This window comes from Streptomyces sp. WAC05374, assembly GCF_004353505.1.
Taxonomy (GTDB): Bacteria; Actinomycetota; Actinomycetes; order Streptomycetales; family Streptomycetaceae; genus Streptomyces.
Window position 1 is genome coordinate 130,120 of record NZ_SMNQ01000011.1, and the last position, 24,197, is coordinate 154,316.

24 protein-coding genes are annotated in these 24,197 nt (G+C 73.5%); 16 read left to right on the plus strand and 8 right to left on the minus strand.

Going from position 1 to position 24,197, the window contains the following annotated elements; genetic code table 11:
• Positions 1–84 precede the first annotated feature (84 nt).
• On the minus strand, positions 85–480 hold the full coding sequence (gene sodN, locus E2B92_RS21315) for a superoxide dismutase, Ni (RefSeq protein ID WP_084895967.1): 396 nt from the start codon (positions 478–480) through the stop codon (positions 85–87).
• Positions 481–623: 143 nt separating this feature from the next.
• On the opposite strand from sodN, the gene sodX reads away from it, so the two are divergent.
• Complete coding sequence (gene sodX / locus E2B92_RS21320) at positions 624–1,061, plus strand: nickel-type superoxide dismutase maturation protease (protein ID WP_126883791.1); 438 nt, start codon at positions 624–626, stop codon at positions 1,059–1,061.
• Here the strand turns inward: sodX and E2B92_RS21325 are convergent.
• Positions 965–1,594: a CGNR zinc finger domain-containing protein gene (locus tag E2B92_RS21325; RefSeq protein ID WP_126883792.1), complete on the minus strand. Its 630-nt coding sequence runs from the start codon at positions 1,592–1,594 to the stop codon at positions 965–967. The two genes, sodX and E2B92_RS21325, sit on opposite strands and share 97 nt — an antisense overlap.
• A gap of 85 nt (positions 1,595–1,679) precedes the next feature.
• On the opposite strand from E2B92_RS21325, the gene E2B92_RS21330 reads away from it, so the two are divergent.
• Complete coding sequence (locus tag E2B92_RS21330; protein ID WP_126883793.1) at positions 1,680–2,441, plus strand: class I SAM-dependent methyltransferase; 762 nt, start codon at positions 1,680–1,682, stop codon at positions 2,439–2,441.
• 56 nt (positions 2,442–2,497) lie between these two features.
• Here E2B92_RS21330 and E2B92_RS21335 read toward each other — a convergent pair whose 3' ends face one another.
• From E2B92_RS21335 to E2B92_RS21345, 3 genes are read right to left on the minus strand one after another with little or no spacing between them, the layout of a single operon-like run.
• Complete coding sequence (locus E2B92_RS21335) at positions 2,498–3,259, minus strand: amino acid ABC transporter ATP-binding protein (protein WP_126883794.1); 762 nt, start codon at positions 3,257–3,259, stop codon at positions 2,498–2,500.
• Positions 3,256–4,197 carry an amino acid ABC transporter permease gene (locus tag E2B92_RS21340; protein ID WP_126883795.1) on the minus strand — a complete coding sequence of 314 codons (942 nt, stop codon included), beginning with the start codon at positions 4,195–4,197 and terminating at the stop codon, positions 3,256–3,258. Before E2B92_RS21340 ends, E2B92_RS21335 begins: the two co-directional genes overlap by 4 nt.
• A 43-nt stretch (positions 4,198–4,240) precedes the next feature.
• Positions 4,241–5,230 (minus strand): ABC transporter substrate-binding protein, encoded by a 990-nt coding sequence (locus tag E2B92_RS21345; RefSeq protein ID WP_126883796.1) that lies wholly within the window; start codon positions 5,228–5,230, stop codon positions 4,241–4,243.
• A 563-nt stretch (positions 5,231–5,793) separates the two neighbouring features.
• Between E2B92_RS21345 and E2B92_RS21355 the strand changes: the two genes are divergently transcribed.
• The 7 genes from E2B92_RS21355 to E2B92_RS21385 all read left to right on the plus strand — a co-directional run bounded on the left by E2B92_RS21355 (position 5,794) and on the right by E2B92_RS21385 (position 12,593).
• A complete protein-coding gene (locus E2B92_RS21355) occupies positions 5,794–7,008 on the plus strand; it encodes an NAD(P)-dependent malic enzyme (RefSeq protein WP_126883797.1) in 1,215 nt (404 codons plus the stop codon).
• Positions 7,009–7,219: 211 nt separating this feature from the next.
• Entirely contained in the window at positions 7,220–7,792 is a 573-nt protein-coding gene (locus E2B92_RS21360; protein ID WP_126883798.1) for a phosphoesterase, read from the plus strand.
• Positions 7,789–9,342, plus strand: coding sequence for an alkaline phosphatase D family protein (locus E2B92_RS21365; RefSeq protein ID WP_126883799.1), 1,554 nt, complete (start codon positions 7,789–7,791; stop codon positions 9,340–9,342). The genes E2B92_RS21360 and E2B92_RS21365 overlap by 4 nt, the downstream gene beginning before the upstream one ends.
• 67 nt (positions 9,343–9,409) lie before the next feature.
• Positions 9,410–10,375, plus strand: coding sequence for a zinc-binding dehydrogenase (locus tag E2B92_RS21370; RefSeq protein ID WP_126883800.1), 966 nt, complete (start codon positions 9,410–9,412; stop codon positions 10,373–10,375).
• A gap of 60 nt (positions 10,376–10,435) precedes the next feature.
• Positions 10,436–11,797: a glycoside hydrolase family 5 protein gene (locus tag E2B92_RS21375; protein ID WP_126883801.1), complete on the plus strand. Its 1,362-nt coding sequence runs from the start codon at positions 10,436–10,438 to the stop codon at positions 11,795–11,797.
• A gap of 32 nt (positions 11,798–11,829) precedes the next feature.
• Positions 11,830–12,039, plus strand: a complete 210-nt coding sequence (locus tag E2B92_RS21380) for a helix-turn-helix domain-containing protein (protein ID WP_126883802.1) — start codon at positions 11,830–11,832, stop codon at positions 12,037–12,039.
• Entirely contained in the window at positions 12,039–12,593 is a 555-nt protein-coding gene (locus E2B92_RS21385; protein ID WP_126883815.1) for a Clp protease N-terminal domain-containing protein, read from the plus strand. Before E2B92_RS21380 ends, E2B92_RS21385 begins: the two co-directional genes overlap by 1 nt.
• 30 nt (positions 12,594–12,623) lie before the next feature.
• Here E2B92_RS21385 and E2B92_RS21390 read toward each other — a convergent pair whose 3' ends face one another.
• Positions 12,624–13,529, minus strand: coding sequence for a PadR family transcriptional regulator (locus E2B92_RS21390; protein WP_126883803.1), 906 nt, complete (start codon positions 13,527–13,529; stop codon positions 12,624–12,626).
• 1 nt (position 13,530) lies between these two features.
• The gene (locus tag E2B92_RS21395) at positions 13,531–14,361 is read right to left on the minus strand and encodes a DUF4097 family beta strand repeat-containing protein (protein ID WP_126883804.1); all 831 of its coding nucleotides are present in this window, start codon (positions 14,359–14,361) and stop codon (positions 13,531–13,533) included.
• A gap of 122 nt (positions 14,362–14,483) precedes the next feature.
• Between E2B92_RS21395 and E2B92_RS21400 the strand changes: the two genes are divergently transcribed.
• The gene (locus E2B92_RS21400; RefSeq protein WP_126883805.1) at positions 14,484–15,311 is read left to right on the plus strand and encodes a hypothetical protein; all 828 of its coding nucleotides are present in this window, start codon (positions 14,484–14,486) and stop codon (positions 15,309–15,311) included.
• A 39-nt stretch (positions 15,312–15,350) separates the two neighbouring features.
• Here E2B92_RS21400 and E2B92_RS21405 read toward each other — a convergent pair whose 3' ends face one another.
• Positions 15,351–15,533: a DUF6104 family protein gene (locus E2B92_RS21405; RefSeq protein WP_019075209.1), complete on the minus strand. Its 183-nt coding sequence runs from the start codon at positions 15,531–15,533 to the stop codon at positions 15,351–15,353.
• A gap of 173 nt (positions 15,534–15,706) precedes the next feature.
• On the opposite strand from E2B92_RS21405, the gene E2B92_RS21410 reads away from it, so the two are divergent.
• From E2B92_RS21410 to E2B92_RS21430, 6 genes are all read left to right on the plus strand, one after another.
• Positions 15,707–16,081 (plus strand): CU044_2847 family protein, encoded by a 375-nt coding sequence (locus E2B92_RS21410; RefSeq protein WP_126883806.1) that lies wholly within the window; start codon positions 15,707–15,709, stop codon positions 16,079–16,081.
• Positions 16,074–18,098, plus strand: coding sequence for a VMAP-C domain-containing protein (locus tag E2B92_RS21415; RefSeq protein WP_126883807.1), 2,025 nt, complete (start codon positions 16,074–16,076; stop codon positions 18,096–18,098). Before E2B92_RS21410 ends, E2B92_RS21415 begins: the two co-directional genes overlap by 8 nt.
• A gap of 136 nt (positions 18,099–18,234) precedes the next feature.
• A complete protein-coding gene (locus E2B92_RS21420) occupies positions 18,235–19,266 on the plus strand; it encodes an AAA family ATPase (RefSeq protein ID WP_133087642.1) in 1,032 nt (343 codons plus the stop codon).
• Between the two features lie 7 nt (positions 19,267–19,273).
• Positions 19,274–22,627 carry an SAV_2336 N-terminal domain-related protein gene (locus E2B92_RS21425; protein ID WP_133087643.1) on the plus strand — a complete coding sequence of 1,118 codons (3,354 nt, stop codon included), beginning with the start codon at positions 19,274–19,276 and terminating at the stop codon, positions 22,625–22,627.
• Positions 22,624–22,800 (plus strand): hypothetical protein, encoded by a 177-nt coding sequence (locus tag E2B92_RS32720; RefSeq protein WP_160159769.1) that lies wholly within the window; start codon positions 22,624–22,626, stop codon positions 22,798–22,800. The genes E2B92_RS21425 and E2B92_RS32720 overlap by 4 nt, the downstream gene beginning before the upstream one ends.
• Positions 22,797–24,032 (plus strand): FxsB family cyclophane-forming radical SAM/SPASM peptide maturase, encoded by a 1,236-nt coding sequence (locus tag E2B92_RS21430; RefSeq protein ID WP_126888677.1) that lies wholly within the window; start codon positions 22,797–22,799, stop codon positions 24,030–24,032. Before E2B92_RS32720 ends, E2B92_RS21430 begins: the two co-directional genes overlap by 4 nt.
• Positions 24,033–24,197 lie beyond the last annotated feature (165 nt).

The following is a 24,197-nucleotide window of genomic DNA, read 5'->3' on the forward strand; positions in this document are numbered from 1 at the left end:
GGTCCGGCGGGACGGCACGAGGGCCCGGCCGTGCGGGTGCGCACGGCCGGGCCCTCGCTCTGATGCGCTGCTCGGGTGGGCAGCTCAGGCCTTCTTGGTCTCCCAGAAGATCTTGTCGATCTGCGCGATGTAGTCGAGCGCCTTCTGGCCGGTGGCCGGGTCCGTGGACGCCTTGGCGGCCGAGAGGGCCTTCAGGGCGTCGTTGACGAGCTGGTGCAGCTCCGGGTACTTCTCGAAGTGCGGCGGCTTGAAGTAGTCGCTCCACAGCACCGACACGTGGTGCTTGGCGAGCTCCGCGCGCTCTTCCTTGATGGTGGTCGCACGGGCCTGGAAGTGCGGGTCGTCGTTCGCCTGCATCTTCTCCTGGGTGGCCTTGACCGACTCGGCCTCGATGCGGGCCTGGGCCGGGTCGTAGACACCGCAGGGCAGGTCGCAGTGCGCGCTGACCTTCACCTTCGGGGCAAACAGGCGGGAGAGCATTGAGCCGTCCTTCCTCGTGATCGTCTTCTCAGGTGGGACATTACTCCGTGACAGACGGGTTTTCGCGAGTGCCCCCATGGGCTTACGACAAAAGTCCAGGGTGACCATGGGACTCGTGGAGGAAGGTCCAGGAGGTGTGCCGGATGACGGAGCAGGGGCGGGAGCGCGAGCGGGGACCGAGGGTGCCGTTCGGGGTCGCGGAGGTGTCGGGGCCGTCGATGGTGCCCACCCTGCACCACGGTGACCAGTTGCTGGTGCACTACGGGGCGCCGCTGAAGCCGGGGCAGGTGGCCGTGCTGCGGCACCCCTTGCAGCAGGACCTGCTGATCGTGAAGCGGCTCGTCGAGCGGCGTGACGGCGGCTGGTGGGTGCTCGGGGACAACGGGGCCGCCGAGGCCGTGGACAGCCGCGCCTTCGGCCCGGTGCCGGAGGACCTGGTGCTGGGACGGGTGCGGGCGCGGTACCGGGGGATGCGGCCCGGGCGTCAGCGGTCGGCCGGGGTGGTGCTCTCCTGGCTGGTGTCGGCGGTCCGGCCGGTGTTCGCCGACCGTTCGGTCTCCAGGCGCTTGCGGGCCCGGTAGGCGGCGACGTTCGCCCGGGTGGCGCAGCGGTCCGAGCAGTAGCGGCGGGACCGGTTGGTGGAGGTGTCCAGGTAGGCGTTGCGGCACGGGGCCGCCTGGCACAGGCCGAGCCGGTCGGCGCCGAACTCGGTCAGGTGGATGGCCAGGCCCATCGCGGCGATCGCGGCGTACCCGGCGGTCGCGTTGGACGGGTGGTCCGCGAGGTGCATGTGCCACCGGGGGCGGCCCTCGTCGTCGAGGAAGTCGTGGCCGGAGATCTGCGGGCTGACCGGGAACTCCAGCAGCAGCGAGTTGAGCAGGTCCACGGCGTGCGTCTGGTCGCCGGCGTCGGCCGCCGTGAAGACCGCGCGCAGCCGCGCCCGTACCGCACGGAACCGGGTGACGTCCGCGTCGGTCGCGCGCCGCGCCATCTGCGATGCCTCGCCGAACAGCTCGCGGACCGCCTCGACGGAGGTCAGGGAGTCCTTGTTGCGCGCCGGTTCCTCGGTGTTCACCAGACGCACGGCGTAGTCCGAGTAATAGGCCAGTTCCACTTGTAGTCCTTACGGCGACGGTCTAGGGTCGGGAACGCGAACGGGTAACAGACGGGTCTGATACGAGGGTATTACGGAGGTCCTGGTGACGGAGACGGCTGCGGGAACCGACTGGCGGGCCTGGCAGGAGAGCTGGGACCGGCAGCAGGAGTGGTACATGCCCGACCGCGAGGAGCGGTTCCGGGTCATGCTCGACATGGTCGAGGCGTTCACCGGTCCCGCGCCGAGGGTCCTCGACCTCGCGTGCGGTACGGGGAGTATCACGAAGAGGCTGCTCGACCGGTTCCCGGACGCCGTCAGCACGGGCGTCGACCTCGACCCCGCGCTGCTCACCATCGCCGAGGGGTACTTCGCCGGGGACGAGCGGGTGACCTTCGTACGGGCCGACCTCACCGACCCGCAGTGGGTGCGGGCGCTGCCGTACGAGACGTACGACGCCGTCCTGACCGCCACCGCGCTGCACTGGCTGCGCCTGGAGCCGCTGGCCGCGCTGTACGGGCAGCTCGGCGGGCTGGTCCGCGAGGGCGGCGTCCTCATGAACGCCGACCGCATGCGCGACCCGGCCACGCCCCGGATCGACGCGGCCGAGCGCGCCCACCGGCACGCCGCCATGGACCGGGCCAGGGCCGGCGGCGCCCTGGACTGGGCCGCCTGGTGGGATCTGGCCGCCGAGGACCCGGTGCTGGCCGCGCCGACCGCCGAGCGGTTCGCGATCTACGGCGAGCACGCCGAGGGCGACACGCCCTCCCTGGAGTGGCACGCCCGCACCCTGCGCGAGGCGGGGTTCGCCGAGGCGCGGGCCGTGTGGTCCTCGCCGTCGGACGCCCTGGTGCTCGCGCTGAAGTAGCGGCCGGGTACGCGAAGGGGCGGTACGGGTGACCCGTACCGCCCCTTCGGCGCGTACTACAGCACCTTCGACAGGAACGCCTTCGTCCGCTCGTGCTGCGGCTTGGTCAGGACGTCCTTGGGGTTGCCGGACTCGACCACCACGCCGCCGTCCATGAACACCAGCGAGTCGCCGACCTCACGCGCGAAGCCCATCTCGTGCGTCACGACGACCATCGTCATGCCGGACTCGGCGAGGTCGCGCATGACGTCCAGGACGTCACCGACCAGCTCCGGGTCCAGCGCCGACGTCGGCTCGTCGAAGAGCATCAGCTTCGGCTCCATGGCCAGCGCACGGGCGATGGCCACGCGCTGCTGCTGGCCGCCGGAGAGCTGCGAGGGGTAGTTGCCGGACTTGTCGCCGAGGCCCACCCGGTCCAGCAGCTTGGCCGCCCGCTCGCGGGCCACGGCCTTGCTCTCGCCCTTGACCTGGATCGGCGCCTCCATGACGTTCTCCAGCGCCGTCATGTGCGGGAACAGGTTGAAGCGCTGGAAGACCATGCCGATGTCCCGGCGCTTGAGCGCGACCTCGCTGTCCTTGAGCTCGTACAGCTTGTCGCCCTTCTGGCGGTAGCCGACCAGCTCGCCGTCGACGTAGAGCCGGCCGGCGTTGATCTTCTCCAGGTGGTTGATGCACCGCAGGAAGGTCGACTTGCCGGAGCCGGACGGGCCGATGAGGCAGAACACCTCGCCCTCGGCCACCTCCAGGTCGATGCCCTTGAGGATGTGTGCCGCGCCGTAGGACTTGTGGACGCCCTCGGCCTTCACCATGGCGGTCATGCGGTACCTCCCGCGGCCGGTCGGTTGGACAGGGAGAGCACGTTGGCCTTGATCTTCTGGAAGACGGTCGGCGGCAACTGGCGCGAGGAGCCGCGTGCGTAGTACCGCTCCAGGTAGTACTGGCCGACACTGAGGATCGAGGTCAGGATCAGGTACCAGGCGGCGGCGAGGAAGAGCATCTCGACCGGGGCGCCGGACGTCTGGCCGATGTCCTGCGCGTTGCGCAGCAGCTCGTAGTACTGCACGGCCGCCACCAGCGAGGTCGTCTTCAGCATGTTGATGACCTCGTTGCCCGTGGGCGGCACGATCACGCGCATCGCCTGCGGGATCACGATCCGGCGCAGGGTCTTGCCGTGGCTCATGCCCAGGGCGTGGGCGGCCTCGGTCTGGCCCTCGTCGACCGCGAGGAGGCCCGCGCGGCAGATCTCGGCCATGTACGCGGCCTCGTTCAGGCCCAGGCCGAGCAGCGCCGTCAGGAACGGCGTCATGAAGTCGGCCCACTCGTCCTTGTAGACCGGGCCGAGGTTGATGTACTCGAAGACCAGGCCCAGGTTGAACCAGACGAAGAGCTGGACCAGGACCGGGGTGCCCCGGAAGAACCAGATGTAGAACCAGGCGATCGACGAGGTCACCGGGTTCTTCGACAGCCGCATCACCGCGAGGATGATGCCGCCGACGATGCCGATCGCCATCGACAGGACGGTCAGCAGGAGGGTCTGGCCCATGCCCTCGACGATCCGGTCGTCGAAGAAGTAGTCCGGGACCGCGCCCCAGTTGATCTTGCCCTGCGCGAAGGCGTAGATGATCGCCGCGAAGAGCGCGATGGCGACGACGGCGGTGACGTAGCGGCCGTAGTGCCGGACGGGGATGGCCTTGATGGCTTCCGGTCCGGCGGGCGGCGTGGCGTCCTCCGGCGTCTTCTTGGTGTCAGTTGTCACGGTGGTGCCTTTCAGGGGCCTACGTGGCGCTGGTGGCCGGGAGTCAGGAACCGCCGTTGATCTTGGCCTCGGTCACCGCGCCGGCGGCGACACCCCACTTGTCCAGGATCCTCTTGTACTCGCCGTTGGCGATGACGGCGTCCATCGCGGCCTTGATCGCGTCACGGAGCTGGGTGTTGCCCTTGGCCACGGCGATGCCGTACGGAGCGGCCTCGACCTGGGAGCCGACGATCTGGAAGTCGTTGCCGCCGCCCGAGGTCTTGACCGTGTACGCAGCGACCGGGAAGTCCGAGGAACCGGCGTCGGCGCCGCCGGCGCGCAGCCGGGTCTGGGCCTGCTGGTCGGTGTCGAAGGCCTCGATCGCGATCTTGCCCTTCTTGGCCTTCACGCACTTGGCGGACTCCGCCTTGGCGAGGTCCTCGGAGACCGTGCCGCGCTGCACGACCAGCTTCTTGCCGCACAGGTCGGCCCAGGACTTGATGCCCTTGTCGGCGCCCTTCTTGGTGTAGATCGACACACCGGCGCTGAAGTAGTCGACGAAGTCGACGCCCTCGCCGACCTTCTTCTTGGTCTCCGAGTCGATGCCCTGCTGACGGTCCTTGGTGTCCGTCATCGCCGACATCGCCATGTCGTAGCGCTTGGCGCGCAGACCGGTGATCAGGGTGTCGAAGGTGCCGTTCTCGAACACGAACCGCACGCCGAGCTGCTTGCTCATGGCTTCGGCGAGGTCCGGGTCGATACCGACGACCTTGCCGTCCTTGTCCTTGAACTCGACCGGCGCGTACGCGATGTCCGAGCCGACCTTGATCTCACCCTTGTCCCGGATCGCCTGGGGCAGCCGGTCCGAGAGCGGGGCGGCGACGGCGGGCTGGCCGGGGGTCTGCTCCACCGTGGCGGGCTTGTCGGTCTGGTCGCCGCAGGCGGTCAGCAGCATGGAGCCGGCGACCGCGATCGCGGCGACCGCGGCCACCCGGGACGTACCCGACGTCCGGGTCTTCGCGGCGGTCGTACAGCGGGTGGTGCTTGCGGTCATGGTCGGGTTCCTCCGGCGGGTAAGAGGGAGATCCAAAGAGGGGTCGGGCACGCACCTTCGGGTGTCGCGACCTCGTGTGATTCCGCATCTTGCCATTCGGACTGGCCCAAACAGGGGGCCTCGCATGTCAAAATCGGATAACGGGAGACCCCCGAACCCCAAAAGGCCGGTACATCAGGGCCGGACCTTCTGCGGGGTTGCCTTCTTCTCGCCGGAAAATCTCCGGTTGATCTCGTCATTCGGACGCGATGGGCGTCGCGAATGGGTCCACGTTCGGACTTGTCCAGACATCCAGCTATGAGTCATGTCACCGGCGCGCCGCTGAGGCGGGGGTCGAGCCGGACGCGATATACGGACTCGTCGATGGAGCGGTCTGTCGGGTAAGAAGGACCTTTACACCCCTCATCCGGGGCTCAGGGCACGTGTGCGGCGTGCCCGACGCGTTCGTACCTCCCCTGCAAGGGCGGGCCAACCGCCTCGCGCAGGCGCGGACGCGGTGCCCGCCCACCCCTCCTCAACCAGGAGTGGCCACCCTCAAACGTCATGACTTAAGGGGTCAACAAATGGCAGCGGAGATCGTCAATCCTCGCAGCGACAGTGACAACGGCACCGAGGGTGCCGACGAGCCCTTCGATCCGGCGTTCGCGCTGCATCGGGGCGGCAAGATGGCCGTCCAGGCGACGGTTCCCATCCGCGACAAGGACGACCTGTCCCTCGCGTACACGCCCGGCGTCGCCAAGGTGTGCAGCGCCATCGCCGAGCGGCCCGAGCTCGTGCACGACTACACCTGGAAGTCCCAGGTCGTCGCCGTCGTGACGGACGGTACGGCCGTGCTCGGACTCGGTGACATCGGCCCGGAGGCCTCCCTCCCGGTCATGGAGGGGAAGGCGATCCTCTTCAAGCAGTTCGGCGGCGTGGACGCGGTGCCCATCGCGCTGGCCACGACCGACACGGACGAGATCGTGGACACCGTCGTCCGGCTCGCCCCCTCCTTCGGCGGCGTGAACCTGGAGGACATCTCGGCCCCCCGGTGCTTCGAGATCGAGCGCAAGCTCCAGGAGCGGCTCGACATCCCGGTCTTCCACGACGACCAGCACGGCACCGCCGTGGTCACCCTGGCCGCCCTCCGGAACGCCGCCAAGCTCACCGGCCGCGGCCTCGGCGACCTGCGCGCCGTGATCTCCGGCGCGGGCGCGGCCGGCGTGGCCATCGCCAAGTTCCTCCTGGAGGCCGGGCTCGGCGACGTGGCGGTCGCGGACCGCAAGGGCATCGTCAGCCGGGACCGCGAGGACCTGACGCCGGTCAAGCGCGAGCTGGCCGAGCTCACCAACCGCGCCGGGCTCTCCGGCTCCCTGGAGAGCGCGCTGGCCGGCGCCGACGTCTTCATCGGCGTCTCCGGCGGTACGGTGCCGGAGCCGGCGATCGCGTCGATGGCGCCGAACGCCTTCGTCTTCGCGATGGCCAACCCGAACCCGGAGGTCCACCCCGACGTCGCGCACAAGTACGCGTCCGTCGTGGCCACCGGCCGGTCCGACTACCCGAACCAGATCAACAACGTGCTCGCCTTCCCCGGCATCTTCGCGGGCGCGCTGCAGGTGCGGGCGTCCCGGATCACCGAGGGCATGAAGATCGCGGCCGCCAACGCGCTGGCGGACGTCGTCGGTGACCAGCTCGCCGCCGACTACGTGATCCCGTCGCCGTTCGACGAGCGGGTCGCCCCGGCCGTCACGGCCGCCGTGGCCGCCGCCGCGCGCGAGGAGGGCGTCGCCCGCCGCTGACCCCGGCAGGTCCGTGCCCAGGGCCCTGATCCGTCTTCCCAGGGGAGGCGGAACAGGGCCCTTCCGCATGCCCGGGCTTGGACTTTCCGCACGTGTCCTTGGACCGCCCGCGCAATGTTCGCCGCCGCTCTTCCGGGGGTTCACGCACGGCTGCTGTGATGCAGCGCGCCGAGCCACCCCACCACGGACAACAGCACACAGGAGGCGCCGCATGAATCTGGTCGTCAACGGGGACGCCGAGAGCGGTCCGGGAGGTACCGCCGAGCCGGTCGGGACCGTCACCGGCTGGCAGGTCGTGCAGGGCGCGCCCGCCCTCGTCGCGTACACCCTCGGCGGGGGGTACCCCACCGCCTCCGACCCCGGCCCCGCCCAGCGCGGCAGCCGGTTCTTCTCCGGCGGGAACTCCCCGCGCACCGCCCTCGTGCAGGACGTCGCCCTGCCCGCCACCGGCACCACCGGCCACGCCGCCGTCGACGCCGGGCAGGTGCGGTACGCCGTCAGCGCCTGGCTCGGCGGATACGCCACCCAGGAGGACGGCGCCCGGCTGTCGGTGGAGTTCCGGGACGCCAGGGGCACGCCGGTCGCCCTGAGCGTGCTGGGCCCCGTGACGGCGGGGGAGCGCAAGGGGCGCACGGGCCTGCTGGAGCGCAGGGCCGGGTCCCTCGTGCCGCCCGGCGCCCGCACCGCGCGCCTGCTGCTCGTCCTGACCCGTACCGGGAGCGGCACGTCGAACGACGGCTACGCGGACGGGATCGCACTCACGCTCACGGGGGTACAGAAGTGACGCTCGACCGACGCACCCTGCTCAAGGCCGCCGGCGCCGCCGGGGCCCTCAACGTGGTCTGGCCGCTCAGCGCCGGGCTCTCGCCCGCCCAGGCGCGCGAGGCCGCCGAGGCGCTCGGCGCCGCCTACGACCCGGCGCCCTTCACGCTCGGCGTCGGCTCCGGCGACCCGCAGCCCACCGGCGTGGTGCTCTGGACGCGCCTCGCGCCCGAGCCGCTCGCCGCCGAGCAGAACCTGCCCGAGGTCGTCGAGGTCACCTGGGTGGTGGCCGAGGACCAGGCGCTGAGCCGGGTCGTCGCCCGGGGCACCGCGCCCGCCTCGGCCACGCTCGGCCACAGCGTCCACGTGCCCGTGGGCGGGCTGAGCGCGGGGCGCCACTACTGGTACGCGTTCACGGCGCTGGGTGTGACGAGCCGGGTGGGCCGGACGAAGACCGCGCCCGTCGGCAGCGTCCCCCGGGTACGGTTCGCCGCCGCCAACTGCCAGGCGTTCCACGACGGCTACTACGCGGCCCACCGGGGCATCGCCCGGGAGAACGTCGACTTCGTCGTCCACCTGGGCGACTACATCTACGAGCACGGGCCGGTGGGCGGCGACCACGTGCGCGACCACGAGGGCCCCGCGGTGTTCACGCTCGGCGACTACCGGCGCCGCCACGCCCTCTACAAGGGCGACGCCTCCCTGCGCGAGGCCCACGCCGCCCACCCCTGGTTCCTCACCTGGGACGACCACGAGGTGGCCAACGACTACAGCGGTACGGGCGGCGGGGCGCCGTTCATGCAGCGGCGGGCGGCCGCGTACCAGGCCTGGTACGAGAACATGCCGCACCGGGACGGCGGCGAGTCCGCGCTGCCCGACCCGGTGATCCACCGCAGCCGCCGCTGGGGCGACCTGCTGGAGCTGACCGTCCTGGACCTGCGCTCCTACCGCTCCGCCCAGAACCTGGCGAACGGCACCATCCTGGGCGCCGGCCAGAAGTCCTGGCTCAAGGGGAACATCGACCGGGCGCCCGACTCCTGGCACGTGTGGGCCAACTCGATCATGCTCAGCCAGTTGCGGGGCCGGCCGGGCGGCTCGTACATGTTCACCGACCAGTGGGACGGCTTCCTCGCCGAGCGCAAGGAGGTCCTGAACCACGTCCACACCAGCGGCCTCGAAGACCTCGTCGTCATCACCGGCGACTGGCACTCGGCGTTCGTCGACGACATCCGGGTCGACTTCGACGACACCTCCTCCCCCCTGGTGGGCACCGAGTTCACGGCCCACTCGGTGACCTCGGGCGCGTACTCCGCCGACTGGAACGCGACCAACGGCCCCCTCATGGGCCGGGCCAACCCGCACCTGAAGTACTTCGAGGGCAACCGGTACGGCTACGACGTCTTCGAGGTGACGCCGGAACGGTTCAGCACCCATATGCGGGTGATCGCCGACCGCCGCGACCCGCTCTCCCCGGTCACCACCCTCACCACCTTCCACGTGGACCGGGGCCGGACCGGCTCGTACGAGGACCCGGCGACGAAGAACAGCCCGGCGCAGTGGCGCCGGGACTGACGGCGGGAGGGACATCACATCGGTGCGCGGTTCCGCCGCGCACCGGTGTCGCCCTAGGGTCAGGGCCATGTTCGCTGCCTACGCCGCCCGAATCGACCGCGACCAGCCCCTGAACGGCCTCGAGCTGGGCGAACGCCCGGCTCCCGAGGTACGCCCCGGCTGGACCACCGTCACCGTCAAGGCCGCCTCCCTCAACCACCACGACCTGTGGTCGCTGCGGGGCGTCGGACTGGGCGAGGACAAGCTGCCGATGATCCTCGGCTGTGACGCCGCCGGCCTCGACGAGGACGGCAACGAGGTCGTCGTCCACTCCGTCATCGGGCAGAGCGGTCACGGTGTCGGCCCGAAGGAGCCGCGCTCCATCCTGACCGAGCGCTACCAGGGCACGTTCGCCGAGAAGGTCGCCGTCCCGGCCTGGAACGTGCTGCCCAAGCCGAAGGAGCTGTCCTTCGAGGAGGCCGCCTGCCTGCCGACCGCGTGGCTCACCGCGTACCGCATGCTCTTCACCAACGCGGGCGTGCGCCCCGGCGACTCGGTCCTCGTCCAGGGCGCGGGCGGCGGCGTCGCCACGGCCGCCATCGTCCTCGGCAGGGCCGCCGGGCTGCGGGTCTTCGCCACCAGCCGTGACGAGGCCAAGCGGAAGCGGGCGGTCGAGCTGGGCGCGCTGGAGGCGTACGAGCCGGGCGAGCGGCTGCCGCAGCGGGTGGACGCGGTCATCGAGACCGTCGGCGCGGCCACCTGGTCGCACTCGGTCAAGTCGCTGCGGCCCGGCGGCACGCTGGTGATCTCGGGCGCGACGAGCGGCGACCGGCCCTCGCACGCGGAGCTGACGCGCATCTTCTTCCTGGAGCTGAAGGTCGTCGGCTCGACGATGGGCTCGAAGGACGAGCTGGAGGACCTGCTCGCCTTCTGCGCGACGACGGGGGTGCGCCCGGTCATCGACGAGGTGCTGCCCCTGGACCGGGCGCGGGAGGGCTTCGAGAAGATGGCCGCCGGCGACCTCTTCGGCAAGATTGTCCTCAACCCCTCTTGATGGTCCGTCAGTTCCGCTGATGGGATCTCCGGCACTGTCCACCGTGCCGGAGGTCCCGTCATGCGCACGCTCGCCCTCGCACTCTCCGCCGCCCTGCTGGCTCTCGCCCCTCCCGCCGCGGCGGACGCCGCTCCCGCCCCGGTGCCCGCCGGCGAGCCCGGCATACCCCGCCTGACCGACGACCGGGGCCGCGTCCTGACGCTGCGCGGCTGGAACGTCGAGGACAAGACCCACCGCGGCGAGGCGGCCCTGTCCGCCATCACCGAGAAGCACTTCCGCGACATGCGCGCCCGCGGCTTCAACTTCGCCCGCCTGCTGGTCTTCTGGGACGACCTGGAACCCGCGCGCGGCCGGTACAGCGAGGCGTACCTCCGCAAGATCGAGCGCGTCCTGGACTGGGCCGAACGGCATGACGTGCACGTCCTGATCGACGCCCACCAGGACGTCTTCGGCCCCGCCTTCGGCCACCGGGGCATCCCGGAGTGGGCCACCCGCACCGACGGCCTGCCCTTCACCCCGCACCCGGACGACTGGTTCTCCGAGTACTTCGAACCGGCCGTGCAGCGGGCCTTCACGCACCTGTACGAGGACGAGGATCTGCGGCGCGCCCAGGCACGGATGTGGCGGGTCCTCGCCGACCGGTTCGCGCACCACCCGGCGGTGCTCGGCTACGACCTCATCAACGAGCCGATGGGCGAGCTGCGCGAGGGCGAGGACCTGCCCGCGGCCGCCCGCCGGATCGAGCGCGACCAGCTCACGCCCCTGTACAACCGCCTGGCCGACGCGATCCGTTCGGTCGACGACGACAACTGGATCTTCGTCGAGCCGACGCCGATCGTGGGCGAGGGCGTCCCCACGGGCCTGGGCCGGATCGACGACCCGAAGGTGGTCTACGCCCCGCACTTCTACAACACCGCGATGGAGGCGGGCGCGGACTACGACCCGTCGGCGGGCTGGATCGAGGCGTACGAGGCGGCCGTGACGGCCTACCCGAAGGAGTACCGGGTGCCGATCGTGGTGGGGGAGTGGGGCCCGCTGAACAACGCCCTGCCGAACATGGGCCGCTTCTACCGCGAGGCGCTGGCCTCCCTGAACCGCTACAGCTCCGGCTGGGCGGGTTACGTGTGGTGCTACGGCGGCGGTTACTGCGCGGTGGACGGCGCGGGCGCCTGGCGCGCCAACAAGGAGCGGACGGCCGCGCCGTACGCGGAGGCGGTGGCGGGCCGGGTGGTCGAGCAGGGCCCGTCGCGGCTGGTGTACGTCGCCGGGCGGGGCGGTGCCACGGTGCTCTCCCTGCCGGGCCCCACGGGCTGGCGCGTGTCGCTGGAGGGGCGCGCGTGGCGGGTGCCGGCCCCGGCCGGGCGGGTGGTGGTGCGGGCGGTGCCGGGGGCGACGGTCACGGTGACTGTCAACCAGGGTTGACGTCCGGGGTGGTGTCAACGTAAGTTGACGTCATGACCGAAGCAACCGATCTCGCCGCACGCGCGGGCGACCGCGACCCCCGGGTCGGGCTGCGGGCCGTCGCCGCGCTGCGGCGGCTGCTGGAGCAGCTCGAAGCCGTACAGGTCCGCAGCGCCCGCGCCCAGGGCTGGTCGTGGCAGGAGATCGCGGCCGAGCTGGGCGTCAGCCGGCAGGCCGTGCACAAGAAGTACGGGAGGCAATGATGTTCGAGCGATTCACCGAAGCTGCCCGGGCCGTCGTCAAGGGCGCCGCCACCCACGCGGAACGGCTGGACGCCGACTCCGTCACCGACGAACACCTGCTCCTCGCCCTGCTCGACCTGGAGGGCACCCGGTCGGCCGACGCCTTCGCCGCGCTCGGGATCACCGGCCGTCGCGCCTCCGTGGAGTCCGCCCTCGCGGACGCCCGGCGGCGCGGCGGCCTGACCCGGGCGGACGCCGACGCGCTGGCGGACATCGGGATCGACGTCATGGCGATCGTCTCGAAGGTCGAGGCCGTGCACGGGGCGGGCGCGCTGGCGGGCGACCGGCGGCCCAGGCGCCGGTGGTCGAACCACCGGCCCTTCACCCGCCCGGCCAAGGACACACTGGAGAAGTCCCTCCGGGTCGCCCTCGGCCGCGGCGACCGCCACATCGGCGACGAGCACCTGCTCCTCGCCCTCGCGGCCCGCCCCGGCGTCGTCGCGGACGTCCTCGCCGACCACGGTGCGACCTACGGGGCGCTGGAGCGGGCGGTGACCGCCCGCAGGGCCGGCTGACCGGGGCCGCGTCCACGGCCTTGCGGGGGCCTAGGCGCGCGGCCCCCGCAGCAGCGCGACGATGTGGGCCGCCGCCGTGGACAGGTGGCGGCGGGCCTCGGCGAGCTGGGCGTCCGTGACGCCCTGGTCGCGTGCCGCGTCACGGACGTCGTCGCGGAACCGGTCCAGCAGCCGCTCCAGGTCCCGCACCGGGTCGGCGGACGTGCCGGTCGCCTCCGCCCACTCCGGGACGTCGGCCGGGCCGGGCTTCGCGTACGGCGGCCGGGAGGCCGTGGACGCCGCGCCACCGAGCAGGCCGCCCAGCCGGCCGGCCAGGTCGGCCAGCCCCTGGGCGCCCTCGGCGCGCAGCACGTGGTCCTGCACCTGCTGGGCGATCCGCTGCATCTCCCGGCGCGCCCTGTCCTGGGCCTCCTTGGCCTGGCGGCGCGCCGCCTGGGCGTCCTCGCGGGCGCGCCGGGACTCGTCCTTGGCCCGCCGCGCCTGGTCCTTCCACTCCTGCTTGGCCCGGCTCCAGGCGGCCCACTCGTCGCCGCCGGGCGGCGAGGACTGGCGCGTCCGGCCCGCCGCGGCACGCATCTCGCGCCGCAGCGTGCCCGCCGCGCCCCGCACGTCGTCACGGATCTCGGCGGCCAGCTCGGCCACCGAGTCGCGGATCTCCCGCTCCAGGTCGGCCAGTTCGCCGCTGCGCCCGGCCAGTTCCTCGCGCCCGGCGTCGGTGATCGAGTACACCTTGCGGCCGCCCTCGGTGGCGTGCGTGACGAGGCCCTCGGCCTCCAGCTTGGCCAGGCGCGGGTACACGGTGCCGGCGGAGGGCGCGTACAGGCCCTGGAAGCGCTCCTCGAGCAGCCGGATCACCTCGTAGCCGTGGCGCGGCGCCTCGTCGAGGAGCTTGAGCAGGTAGAGGCGGAGCCGGCCGTGGGCGAAGACGGGGGGCATGTCAGAGCACCTTTCCGGTGGGGGCTTCGGGCCGGCGCAGCAGGGCGATGGAGCCGGAGACCGTGGACGCCCTCAGCGTGCCCTTGCCGTCCCCGAGAGTGCCGGTGATCTTCTTGGCCCCCCACTGGCCCGAGACCCGCAGGTCCTCGAAGGCGTTGGAGACCGCGCCGCCGACGGTGTTCGCCTCCACCTGCGCGTTGGCGGGGTGCGGCAGCCGGATGGCGACCTCGCCCGAGACGGTGGTGAGCCGGACGTCGGCGGGCTCGCCGGCCGGGTCGAGGTCGACGACCATGTCGCCGCTGACCGACTCGGCGCGTACGGAGGTGCCGGCGCCCTCGACGACCGTGAGGTCACCGGACACGGACGTGAAGCGGAGGTCCCCGGTGACCGCCTGCGCCTCGACGCTGCCGGAGACGGTGTCGGCACGGACCTCGCCGGAGAGGCCGACGAGCGTGGTGTCGCCGGTGACGCCGCGCACGTCCGTACGCCCCCGGATGCCGGAGACCACGGCCGCGGCGCCGACCACGCCGACCTCGACCCGGGCGCCGGACGGGACGGCGAGGGAGACGACCGCGCTGCGGTGCCGGGACTTGCGGTCGAGCCACTTGAGGAAGTCCTGCCAGGGCAGGTCCTCGTAGCAGATGGTCAGGGTGGAGCCCTGCCGCGTGACGATCAGCGGTGGGCCGTCGATCTCGGAGATCTCCAGCCGGGCGGGGCCCTCGTCGGTGCCCACGACGTTCACGGCGCCGTTGACGACGCGCACCTTGAGGGCCGTCACGGGTTCCTCGTCGAAGGTCAGCGTCGTCGGCTCGGTGACGGACCACTCCGGCATGGGGCCTCCCTGGGACATGACGCGATACGCAACATATCGCGTCTCCTGTCGATACACGATATATCGCGGTCCGGCGAAGTCAAGTGCGTCGAAAGCGGGCAAATTGCCCTAGCGTAAGGCCCATGAACGCGACTTCCCCGGGCGCGCTGCTGTTCTGCCGGGCCGACACGGCGTCCGTACGGACCGCGGCCCTGCTGCTGCGCGAACGCCTGCTCCTCGCCCCGGCCGGCCCCGACTGGAGCGTGCTGGTGCCCGAGGGGAAGCCCTGGCGCGAGGGCTCCGACCCGGTCGACCGGGTCGTCGGGGGCTGGGCCGGCGCCCTGACCGTCGGCGTGCCGTGGCCCGTGGTGGCCCTGTGGTGGGACGCCGACCGCGCGGGCTGCGTCCTCGCGACCGGCTTCCGCCGCCCCGTCGGCTACACCTGGCTCGCCGACGGCACCCCCGCCGGCGAGGACGAGGCCATGCACACCTTCGCCGCCCGCCTGGGGCTCGACCCCGTCCTGGACGTCCGGGACCTCGAACCCCTCACCCGCCCCGACGAGCACGCCGACGCCCCGGCCCGCCTGCGGGGCCTGACGGCGGTCCTCAGCCGCCACGGCCTCACCATGCCCTCGGGGCTGGCCCCCGGCGAACCGGCCCCGCTCCTGTGGTCGGCCGCGGAGGCCCGGGGCGCGGAGGCGGTCGAATGGCGCGGCGTCCTCGACGTCGTGCGCACCGAACTGGACGCCGTCGAGGAAGGCCCGCTCGGCCCCTGGCTGTGCGGCCCCCGCGCCCGCGCGCTCGCCACGGCCCAACTGGCGGCGGGCGTGCCCCTGCTCGCCTGGGCCGTCACCCGCCGCAGCCCCGGCTGGGCCACGGCCGCCGCGCTGCTGATCACCCAGGGCGCGCTGGGCCTCGCCTACGACCGGGTGCGCACCTGGGCCCAGGACGGGCCGGCGCCCCGGGGGTGACCGGCGCCCGGCCCGGCCCCGGGCGGGCCCCCGGCGCGGCTACTCGTCGTCGTCCTCGTCGTCGAGCCGTGCCAGCCAGGTGGCCAGGCGCTCGACGGGCACCTCGAAGTCGGGGTTGAGGTCGACGAAGGTGCGCAACTGCTCGGCGAGCCACTCGAAGGTGACCTCCTCCTCGCCGCGCCGCTTCTCCAGCTCCTCGATGCCACGGTCGGTGAAGTACAAGACGTGCTCCCGGGTTCCTGCTCGGTGTTCCCCCTCAGGGTATGGCGTCCCGCGTCACGGACGTGTCCGGATTTCGGCGTTCCATGCTCTCGCCCCGCGCCCGCCCCGCCAGTAGCCTCGATCTTCGGATCGTTTCGGCCCGGCACGGGGGCCCGACACGGGGGGAGCCAGCGATGGACGGACGGATCCGCAGAATCGAGCTGGGCAACGGCGAGGTCGTGTACGCCCGGGTCAGCACCGCCGACGGCTACGGCGCGGCCGACCGGGACGTCGGCGTCGGCGACCGGGCGGCCGCGAAACTGGAGCAGCTCACCGAGCTGATCCAGCGCGTCGGCGGCACCGTGCTGGACGCCGCGTCCGCGGTGAAGCCCGACGAGGCGTCCATCTCGTTCGGCGTGGAGCTGACCGCCAAGTCGGGCAAGGCCCTCGCCGTCCTCGCGGAGGGAGAGGCCAAGGCGTCCCTCCAGGTCACGCTCACCTGGCGGCTCGGCGACGGCGACAGCGGCGGCGCCGGGACCGCCGCCGCCCCCGCGCCCACGAATGGCTGACGCCCACACCGACCTCGACGCACTCGTCCGGGAGGCCACCGTCCGCTTCCTGCCCGCGGACCCGGCCGACCCGCGCATGTGGGGCAGCGGCTTCCTGGTGGCGCCCGGCTGGGTGCTGACCTGCGCCCACGTGCTGCTGCCCCACCTGAGGGAGGACACCGGCCGGGAGTTCCGGGTCGCGGGTTCACCGGCGTACTACGGCATCGACCCCGTACCGGCGCGGCTGGAGCGCTGGCTGGTCAAGGACCCGTGGAGCGAGGAGGTGCCGGCGGCCCAGGACCTGGCACTGGTCCGGCTGGTGCCGGACGGCGGCGTCGAGCACCGGTGCGTCTGGCTCAGCGACCAGGCCGTGCTGCCCGTCGGCGAGCGCCGGGTGCACGGCTTCCGCCCCGGGGACGACCCCGAGCAGCCGTACGAGATGTGGACCGGGCACATCGCCGACAACGTGTCCGACGGGCGCTGCTCGATCCGCTTCACGCCCATGGCCGAGTTCCCGCCCGGTGTCTCCGGCGGGCCCGTCCTGGACCCCGTCTCCGGCGCGGTCGTCGCCGTCACCAAGTTCGGCCGGTACGGCAAGGACGGCGGCGGGGCCGTGCCCGTCGCCGCGCTGCGGGCCTTCGGGACGCTGTACCGGGAGGTCATGGCCGAGCACGACCTCTGGCACGCCCGCCACGCGGACGGCTACGGAAGCTGGCTGCACCACCAGGAACTCCTGCTCGGCCAGGAACCGGGCAACGCCGACCTGTGGTCGCCGGCCGACCAGGTCACCTCACTGCGCCTGCTCGCCCGCCTGGGCGACCCGCCCCCGCCCGGCGCCGTCGAGAGGCTCGCGCAGCGGGTGCGCAACGACCGCGCGCCGCTCGCCTACCCGCCGCCCACCGCCTGGCGCGACGGCCACGGCCTGCTGTACGGGCCGCACGGCCGGCCGTTCCCCGCCATCGCGTTCCTGCACTATCTGCGCCTGGTGTCGCTGCTGGTCACGGACATGGGCGGCAAGGACACCACCACCGGGGCCGTGGCGGAGCTCGACGCCTGGATCACCGCGCGCACCCGGCGCGTGACGCCGTTCCAGCACCACCTGGTCACCGAGGCCCGGCTGCCCGACCTGGCGCGCCCGCGCACCGGGCGGGCCACCGTGGGCGACGCCAAGCTGCCCGAGCGGGTCGTCCTGCCGTACCCCGTCGCGGGGGAGCGGGCGAGCGTCGTGGTGGTCGAGATCGAGCCCTTGCCGTACCGGAACCTGCATTGGCAGATCCGGATCGACGACGGCAGTGGCGACGACGAGATCTTCGACTCGGAGAAGGACCCGGACGGCGTCGAACACGCCAGGCTGCTGGAGCGGCTGCGGCGGCCGCTCGACGAGGCGTTCCAGATGGCCGACGCCGCCAACGGCCACCCCGCCGCCTGCGAAGTGGTCCTGCCGGCCGGCGACTTCGACACCCCGGTGCACCGCTGGCAGCTCGCGGAGATGGCCCGCCTCGGCGACGAGGCGCACCTGCCCCTGGGCGTGCGCCGCCGTGTCGTCCTGCGTGACCTGGCCAGGAGGGGCCGCACCGACGAGGCGTGGACGCGGCGCTGGGACGCGGTGGCATCGGCCGGGCGCCTGTCCGCCGTCCGCACCCCGCCGGGCGGACAGTCGCCGCGGCGGCGGCACTTCACGGACATGGCGGCGTGCGACATCCCGGTGCTGTGCCGTCCGGCGGGCCGGGGCGCCGGGCGCCGGGCCATGGACATGGCGCTCGAAACCGGCCACGGCATCGCGCTGTGGCACATCGAGGGGCACGCCCGCTCCGCCGCGTGCGCCGGCGACTGCGACACCTTCCACGCGGGCGCCGCCGCACTGCTCGGCGAGACGGCCGCCGCCCATGAACTCCCCGACCGGCTGCGCCGTATCAGAGAAGAAATACACGAAGGCCGTGATCAGGCGCACTGGGCCGAGGGGGTCGCGGTCCTCTATGACGACCCCGGCCGGCCGGTGCCCGCGGGACCTCTGGGACTGTGGAGCTCACCGGCATGAAACGGACAGGCAGTTGGCCGGAAAACGGCCATGAGCGGCCGCTCGGCGGGTACTTTTTCAGGGGCCCGCTGTGGGCGCGCCTCGCCCCCGTCGGCCTCAACGCGGGTACCCACCGAACGCCGACGAGGAGCAGGTCATGGACGACTGGCTGATTTACCGGGGGCAGGGTCAGCCGGACCCGGAGCGCATCGGCCGGCTCCCCGACCCACCCCGCTGGCGCCGCTTCAGCGGCGAACCCCTGCCGATCGAGGCACCCCCCATCGACCACAGCAGCACCCGGCGGCTGGGCACCCGCGCCCCGCTGCCGATCCAGGACGACGAGGCCCTCCAGCTCATCAACGCCGCCCTGTACCTGCGGCGCCCCCTGCTCGTGACCGGCGAGCCCGGCTCCGGCAAGAGCACCCTCGCCCACGCCGTCGCCCACGAACTGGGCCTGGGACGCGTCCTGCAGTGGCCGATCGTCTCCCGCAGCGAGCTGCGGGACGGGCTGTACGCGTACGACGCCATCGGCCGCCTCCACGACGCCCAGCTCTCCCGCGAGCGCGACCCCCGGCACGAGGGGGAGAGCGAGGACGGCGGCGGCATCGGGCGCTACATCAGACTCGGCCCCCTCGGCACCGCGCTGCTGCCCGGCGGCCGCCCGCGCGTCCTGCTCATCGACGAGCTGGACAAGAGCGACATCGACCTGCCCAACGACCTCCTCAACGTCCTGGAGGAGGGCGAGTTCCGCATCCCCGAACTGGAGCGCATCGCCGACCGCCCCGGGCAGCGCACCGTCCACGTCCTGGACGAGGACGGCCGCCGCGTCCCCGTCACCGAGGGCCGGGTGACCTGCCACGCCTTCCCGTTCGTCGTCATGACCAGCAACGGCGAGCGGGACTTCCCCGCCCCGCTGCTGCGGCGCTGCATCCACCTGAAGCTGGAGCCGCCCCGCAACGAACGCCTCGCCGCCCTCGTCCAGGCCCACTTCGGCGACGGCGCTGCCGAGGACCACCACGACCTGCTGGAGAGCTTCACCGAGGGGGACCACAACGGCGAACTGCGCCTGACCGACCAGCTCCTCAACGCCATCTTCCTCACCCAGTTCGCCGCCCGCGAGGACCACGTCCGGCGCGAGGAGATCGCCGACCTGCTGATGCGCCCCCTCGACCAGCGCCCCCAGCGGTGACCCCACCATGACCGCCGCTCCCTTACCCGCACCCGGCCCGGCGGGCGGACCGCTCACCGAGCTGGTCGCGCGGCTGAGGGAGGCCGACCTCGCGCCCACCTGCGAAGAGGTCGCCGACGCCGTCTGGCTCGCCCGGTGGGTCACCCCGGCAGGCGCCTCCGGCTCCACCGCCAAGGCCCCGGCGCCCCCCGCCCGCCCGCCGGCACCCGGACCCCCGGGCGGCGCCCGCACCCACCCGGCGCCCGCGCCACCGGCGCCCCCGACAGGCACGGGCCCCACAGGCGCGCCCCACGAGGCACGCGCCGGGCTGTCCGCCCCCGGCGGCACCGGCACCCACGGCGACCGGGACGGCGGCCGCGACCGCGGCGCCCGGGTCTGGGTACCCACCGCCGCCACCCTGCCGGACCCGATCGCCCTCCAGCGCGCGTTACGCCCCCTGCAACGGTTCCAGGCCCCGCGCGCCCCCGTCCGCCGCGTACTCGACGAACGCGCCACCGCCGACCGGGCCGCCGACACCGGGCTCACCGTCCCGGTGCTGCGCCGCGAACGCCGCCGCGAGGCATGCGTCCAGCTCCTCATGGACGTCTCGTCCTCCACCGTCGTCTGGCAGCAGACCCTCGGCGAACTGCGCACCGTCTGCGAACGGGCCGGGGCCTTCGCCGACGTCAGCCTCTTCTACCTGCACCCCCGCCCCGACGGCACCCCCGGCGTGGCCACCACCCCCGCCAGGCCCACCGCCCCGCTGCGCTCGCCCGCACAGCTCGCCGACCCCACCGGACGCCGGCTGACCCTGTTGCTCAGCGACTGCGCCGGACCCATGTGGCGCAGCGGCGAACTGCACCGGCTGCTGCACCGCTGGTCGGCGACCGCGCCCGTCGCCGTCGTCCAGCCCCTGCCCCAGCGGATGTGGCGCAACGCCCGGCTCCCCGCCTGGACCGGCACCCTCCGCAGCCCCGAGGGGGCCGGCGGGCGGCTCACCTTCACCACCCGCGCCGGGCACCCGCCCGGAGCCGTCCCCGTGCCCGTCCTGGCACCCAACCGCACCGCCCTGGAGACCTGGGCCCGGCTCGTGTCCGCCACCGGACAGCTCTCGCTCCAGGGCGCCGCCGGATGGGTCGGCCCCCACCGGCCGCCCGCCGCGCCCGGCCCCGCCGCACCCCCGGACGTGACGCCCGCCGAACGGGTGCGCTCCTTCCGCCGCCACGCCTCACCGCCCGCCAGACGGCTCGCCGAGTACCTCTCCCTGGTCCCGCTGGTGCTGCCGGTCATGCAGCTCGTCCAGCGGGCCATGCTGGCCGGCAGCGGGCCCGACGTCCTCGCCGAGGTGCTGCTGGGCGGACTGCTCCGGCGCAGCGACGACGCCCACGAGGCCGACGACGTGACGGAACCCGCGTACGAGTTCCTCCCCGGCGTACGGGAGGAACTGATGAGGCACCAAGAGGCCGCCGACGCCCACCTGGTGCTGAAGAAGTGCTCCCAGTACCTGGAACAGCGCTTCGGCACCGGCGTGCGCAACTTCCCCGCCATGGCGGCCGCCTACCTCGCGGGCACCGTCGAGGCGCAGAGCGGGACCGACGACCCCCGGCTGCGCCGGTTCGCGGTCGTCTCCACCCAGGTGCTGCGCCACTTCCTCGCACCGCCCCCGGTGTCCACCGCCGCGTCCGACCCCGCCGAACTGGCGGCCCGCGCCCGCGAGAGCCTGGCCCGCTTCCGCCGCCAGAACACCGCCCGCGACCTCGACGCCGCCGTCCAGCTCCTGTCCGCCGCCGCGCGGGCCACCACCGACCGCCCCGCGCAGGCGGCGCTGTACCGGGAGCTGGCCGACGTCCTGCTGGAGCGGTGGCGGGCCCGCGCCCTCGGCGAGGACCTCCGCGACGCGCTGGCGGCGGCCGAGCAGGCCGTGCCCGACGAACCGGGCGCGTACCGCACCCTGGCGCGGGTGCTGGAGCACATGGAGGAGCAGGTGCGCGCCGCCGGAGCGGACACCGACGCGGTGCCCGACCGGTTCCGCGCGCCGGCCGCCCACGCCGGGGACGGCGGCGCGGCCGACCCGGAGGCCGTGTGCTTCCTGCTGCTGATGTACGCCGAGGAGTGCCTGCGCGAGGCGTACGCGACGGCCCCCGGGCGCGACGGCAGGACGGCGCTCGCCCATGTCCGGCTCCTCCAGCGGCTGGCCGTCGAGTTCCCCGGGCAGGCCGTCCGGCTCCTCGACCCCGAACCGGAGGGGCCCGACCAGTGGGCCGCCGGCCTGATCGGCCGGGCACTCGACGTCCTGGACGCGGCGGAACCCGTGCGGCCCGCGGAGTCCGTGCGGTACTTCCGCGGGCTGCTCTTCCTCGACCTGGCCCGCCGCCGCGGGGCCGTCCGCCCCGAGGCCGTCCCCGAGCTGGCGCGCACCGCGTGCGGCGAACTGACCGACGCGCTCGCCCTCCTGGAGGCGGCGCCCCCGCACGAGCGCGTCCGGGACGACGCCCTGGACTGGACGCCCGAGCCGGTGGACCTGTTCACGGGCTGGATGGCCGTCGCCTCCGCCGAGGAGCTCGCCGCCTCCGACGGCGCCACCCTCACCCGCGTACGGCGGGCCCTGGAACGGGCACGGGCGGTCGCCGCGCGGTACCCCTCCTGGGAGGGCCGGGACGAACACCTGGTGGACTGCCTCCAGCAGATGGTGCGCGTACGGCTCCAGCTCTACGGCCCCGACGACGGGCACGAGCCCGTGGACGAGACGATCGCCATCCTGGAGGAGGCGCTCCGCCTCGCCCCCTCCGGCACCCCGCTGCACCGGGAGGTGCTGATCAAGTACGGCAGCACACTCCTGGTCCGCCAGCCGGTCGCCGTGGAGGACGTGGAGGCGGTGGTCCGCATCCTGCGGGAGGCGGTCGACCTCTCCTCCGAGGCGTCGGAGGAACTCGCCGCGTACCGCGTCCAGCTCGGCCACGCCCTGTACCAGCGGTTCCGGCTGCGCGGCTCGCTCACCGACCTGCACGAGGCCGACTGGATACTCGGCGCCGGGGCACGCGGCACCGCCGACCCCCGGGTCTCCGGCCTCGCCTGGATGATCCGCGGCGACGTCGCCGTACAGCTCCGGCGCACGACCGGCGCCACCGTACGGCTCACGGAGGCCGCCGACCACTTCCGCCGCGCGGCCGGGGACGCGCTGGCCACGGGCAACACCGCCTTCGCCGCGGCCGCGCTGCGCAAACGGGCCACGTGCCTGGAGGAGACCGCGGGGCCCGCCCGCGCCCTCACCGAGTACCGCAAGGCGCTCGGACTGCTGGAGGGCGGCGACCAGACGGAGGTCCTGACCGCCGCGCTCCACCAGGACATCGCGCGGCTCGGGGCCGGTGAGGCGGAGGGATGAGCGCACCCCGCGTACCGGGTGACGTACCGCTGCCCGAATTCCCGGCCCTCGCGAGGCTCACCGCCCGCGACATCCGGGCGGCGACCGGCCACCCCGTCCTGGACGCGGTCCTCGCCGACCTCCGCGACCGCGCCCCCGACACCGTCGTCGCCTCCTACGACGACGCGCCATGACCGCGCCCCTGCCGGACGTCACCGAGCCGCACTGGCCCCACCGGGCGCTGGACACCTCCCGCCTCCGCCCCGTGCCCCTGCGGCAGTTCGTGCTGAAGGTCCACAGCCGCTGCAACCTCGCCTGCACGTACTGCTACATCTACCGCGGCCCCGACACGAGCTGGCGCCGCCGCCCGGCCCGGGTGGACGCCCCCACCATGCGGCAGACGGCCCGGCGCGTCGCCGAGCACGCCGCCGCCCACCGTCTGGAGCGCATCCGGGTCGACCTGCACGGCGGCGAGCCGCTGCTCGGCGGGCCGGACACGGTCCTCGCCTACGCCCGCGCCGTCCGCGAGGCGCTGCCCGGCCACTGCGCGGCGACCGTCTCCGTGCAGACCAACGGCACCCTCCTGACCGCGCGGACCCTGGACCGGCTCGCCGCCGCGGGCATCCGCGTCGGGCTCAGCCTCGACGGCGGCACGGAGGCACTCGCCGCCCGCCGCGTCGACCACGCCGGACGCCCCTCCTGGCCCGCCGCCGCCCGCGCCGCCCGGCTGCTGGCCCGCCGGCCCGACGCCTACGCCGGGGTGCTGTGCACGGTCGACGTCACGGCCCCGCCCGCCGAGGTGTACGCCTCCCTCACCGCGCTCGGCGCGCCCCGCGTCGACTTCCTCCTCCCGCACGCCAACTGGGCCTCGCCGCCGCCCGCCGTACCGCCCGCCCCGCCCGGCCGGCGGCCCCGGCCCACGCCCTACGGCGACTGGCTGGCCGAGGTGTTCGACCTGTGGTGGCACCAGGGGCGGAAGGTCACCCGGGTCCGGCTCTTCGGCGAGGTGCTGGCCCTGCTGCTGGGCGCCCCCAGCGCCACCGAGTCCGTCGGCCTGTCCCCGATGGCCGCCGTCGTCGTCGACACGGACGGCTCCATCGAACAGGTCGACTCCCTCAAGTGGGCCTACCCCGGAGCCCCCGCCACGGGCCTCGACGTCTTCCGCGACGACTTCGACCGGGCGCTGCGCCACCCCGGCGTCGCCGCCCGGCAGCTCGGCGCGGCCGGGCTCGCCGCCGAGTGCCGGGCCTGCCCGGTGGTGCGGGTGTGCGGCGGGGGCAACTACGCCCACCGGTACGCCCCCCGCACCGGCTTCCTGCACCCCAGCGTCTACTGCGCCGACCTCGAACGCCTCGTGCGTCACGCGGCGGACCGGCTGTGTGAGCTGGAAGACAGTCGTCACTGTTCGCGAACGGACCCTCAGTGAACGGAAACAGGCGCACAATCGAAGGGCTCGCGCACCCGCCCTCCTCCTCCCGCCCACCGGCCCCGTGGCGCCCCGGGCCGGAACAGCGCGGCGGCCGGGCACCTGAGCACCCCGGCACGCCCGTCCCACCCCATCCTTCAGTTCGTCAGTGAGGGAGACCCCCGC

Bases quoted from the DNA above. Each gene is read 5' to 3' on its own strand.
- sodN (WP_084895967.1), bottom strand. From the start codon at position 480: ATGCTCTCCCGCCTGTTTGCCCCGAAGGTGAAGGTCAGCGCGCACTGC.
- sodX (WP_126883791.1), top strand. From the start codon at position 624: ATGACGGAGCAGGGGCGGGAGCGCGAGCGGGGACCGAGGGTGCCGTTC.
- E2B92_RS21335 (WP_126883794.1), bottom strand. From the start codon at position 3,259: ATGACCGCCATGGTGAAGGCCGAGGGCGTCCACAAGTCCTACGGCGCG.
- E2B92_RS21345 (WP_126883796.1), bottom strand. From the start codon at position 5,230: ATGACCGCAAGCACCACCCGCTGTACGACCGCCGCGAAGACCCGGACG.
- E2B92_RS21355 (WP_126883797.1), top strand. From the start codon at position 5,794: ATGGCAGCGGAGATCGTCAATCCTCGCAGCGACAGTGACAACGGCACC.
- E2B92_RS21360 (WP_126883798.1), top strand. From the start codon at position 7,220: ATGAATCTGGTCGTCAACGGGGACGCCGAGAGCGGTCCGGGAGGTACC.
- E2B92_RS21370 (WP_126883800.1), top strand. From the start codon at position 9,410: ATGTTCGCTGCCTACGCCGCCCGAATCGACCGCGACCAGCCCCTGAAC.
- E2B92_RS21375 (WP_126883801.1), top strand. From the start codon at position 10,436: ATGCGCACGCTCGCCCTCGCACTCTCCGCCGCCCTGCTGGCTCTCGCC.
- E2B92_RS21380 (WP_126883802.1), top strand. From the start codon at position 11,830: ATGACCGAAGCAACCGATCTCGCCGCACGCGCGGGCGACCGCGACCCC.
- E2B92_RS21385 (WP_126883815.1), top strand. From the start codon at position 12,039: ATGTTCGAGCGATTCACCGAAGCTGCCCGGGCCGTCGTCAAGGGCGCC.
- E2B92_RS21390 (WP_126883803.1), bottom strand. From the start codon at position 13,529: ATGCCCCCCGTCTTCGCCCACGGCCGGCTCCGCCTCTACCTGCTCAAG.
- E2B92_RS21395 (WP_126883804.1), bottom strand. From the start codon at position 14,361: ATGCCGGAGTGGTCCGTCACCGAGCCGACGACGCTGACCTTCGACGAG.
- E2B92_RS21400 (WP_126883805.1), top strand. From the start codon at position 14,484: ATGAACGCGACTTCCCCGGGCGCGCTGCTGTTCTGCCGGGCCGACACG.
- E2B92_RS21410 (WP_126883806.1), top strand. From the start codon at position 15,707: ATGGACGGACGGATCCGCAGAATCGAGCTGGGCAACGGCGAGGTCGTG.
- E2B92_RS21415 (WP_126883807.1), top strand. From the start codon at position 16,074: ATGGCTGACGCCCACACCGACCTCGACGCACTCGTCCGGGAGGCCACC.
- E2B92_RS21420 (WP_133087642.1), top strand. From the start codon at position 18,235: ATGGACGACTGGCTGATTTACCGGGGGCAGGGTCAGCCGGACCCGGAG.
- E2B92_RS21425 (WP_133087643.1), top strand. From the start codon at position 19,274: ATGACCGCCGCTCCCTTACCCGCACCCGGCCCGGCGGGCGGACCGCTC.
- E2B92_RS32720 (WP_160159769.1), top strand. From the start codon at position 22,624: ATGAGCGCACCCCGCGTACCGGGTGACGTACCGCTGCCCGAATTCCCG.
- E2B92_RS21430 (WP_126888677.1), top strand. From the start codon at position 22,797: ATGACCGCGCCCCTGCCGGACGTCACCGAGCCGCACTGGCCCCACCGG.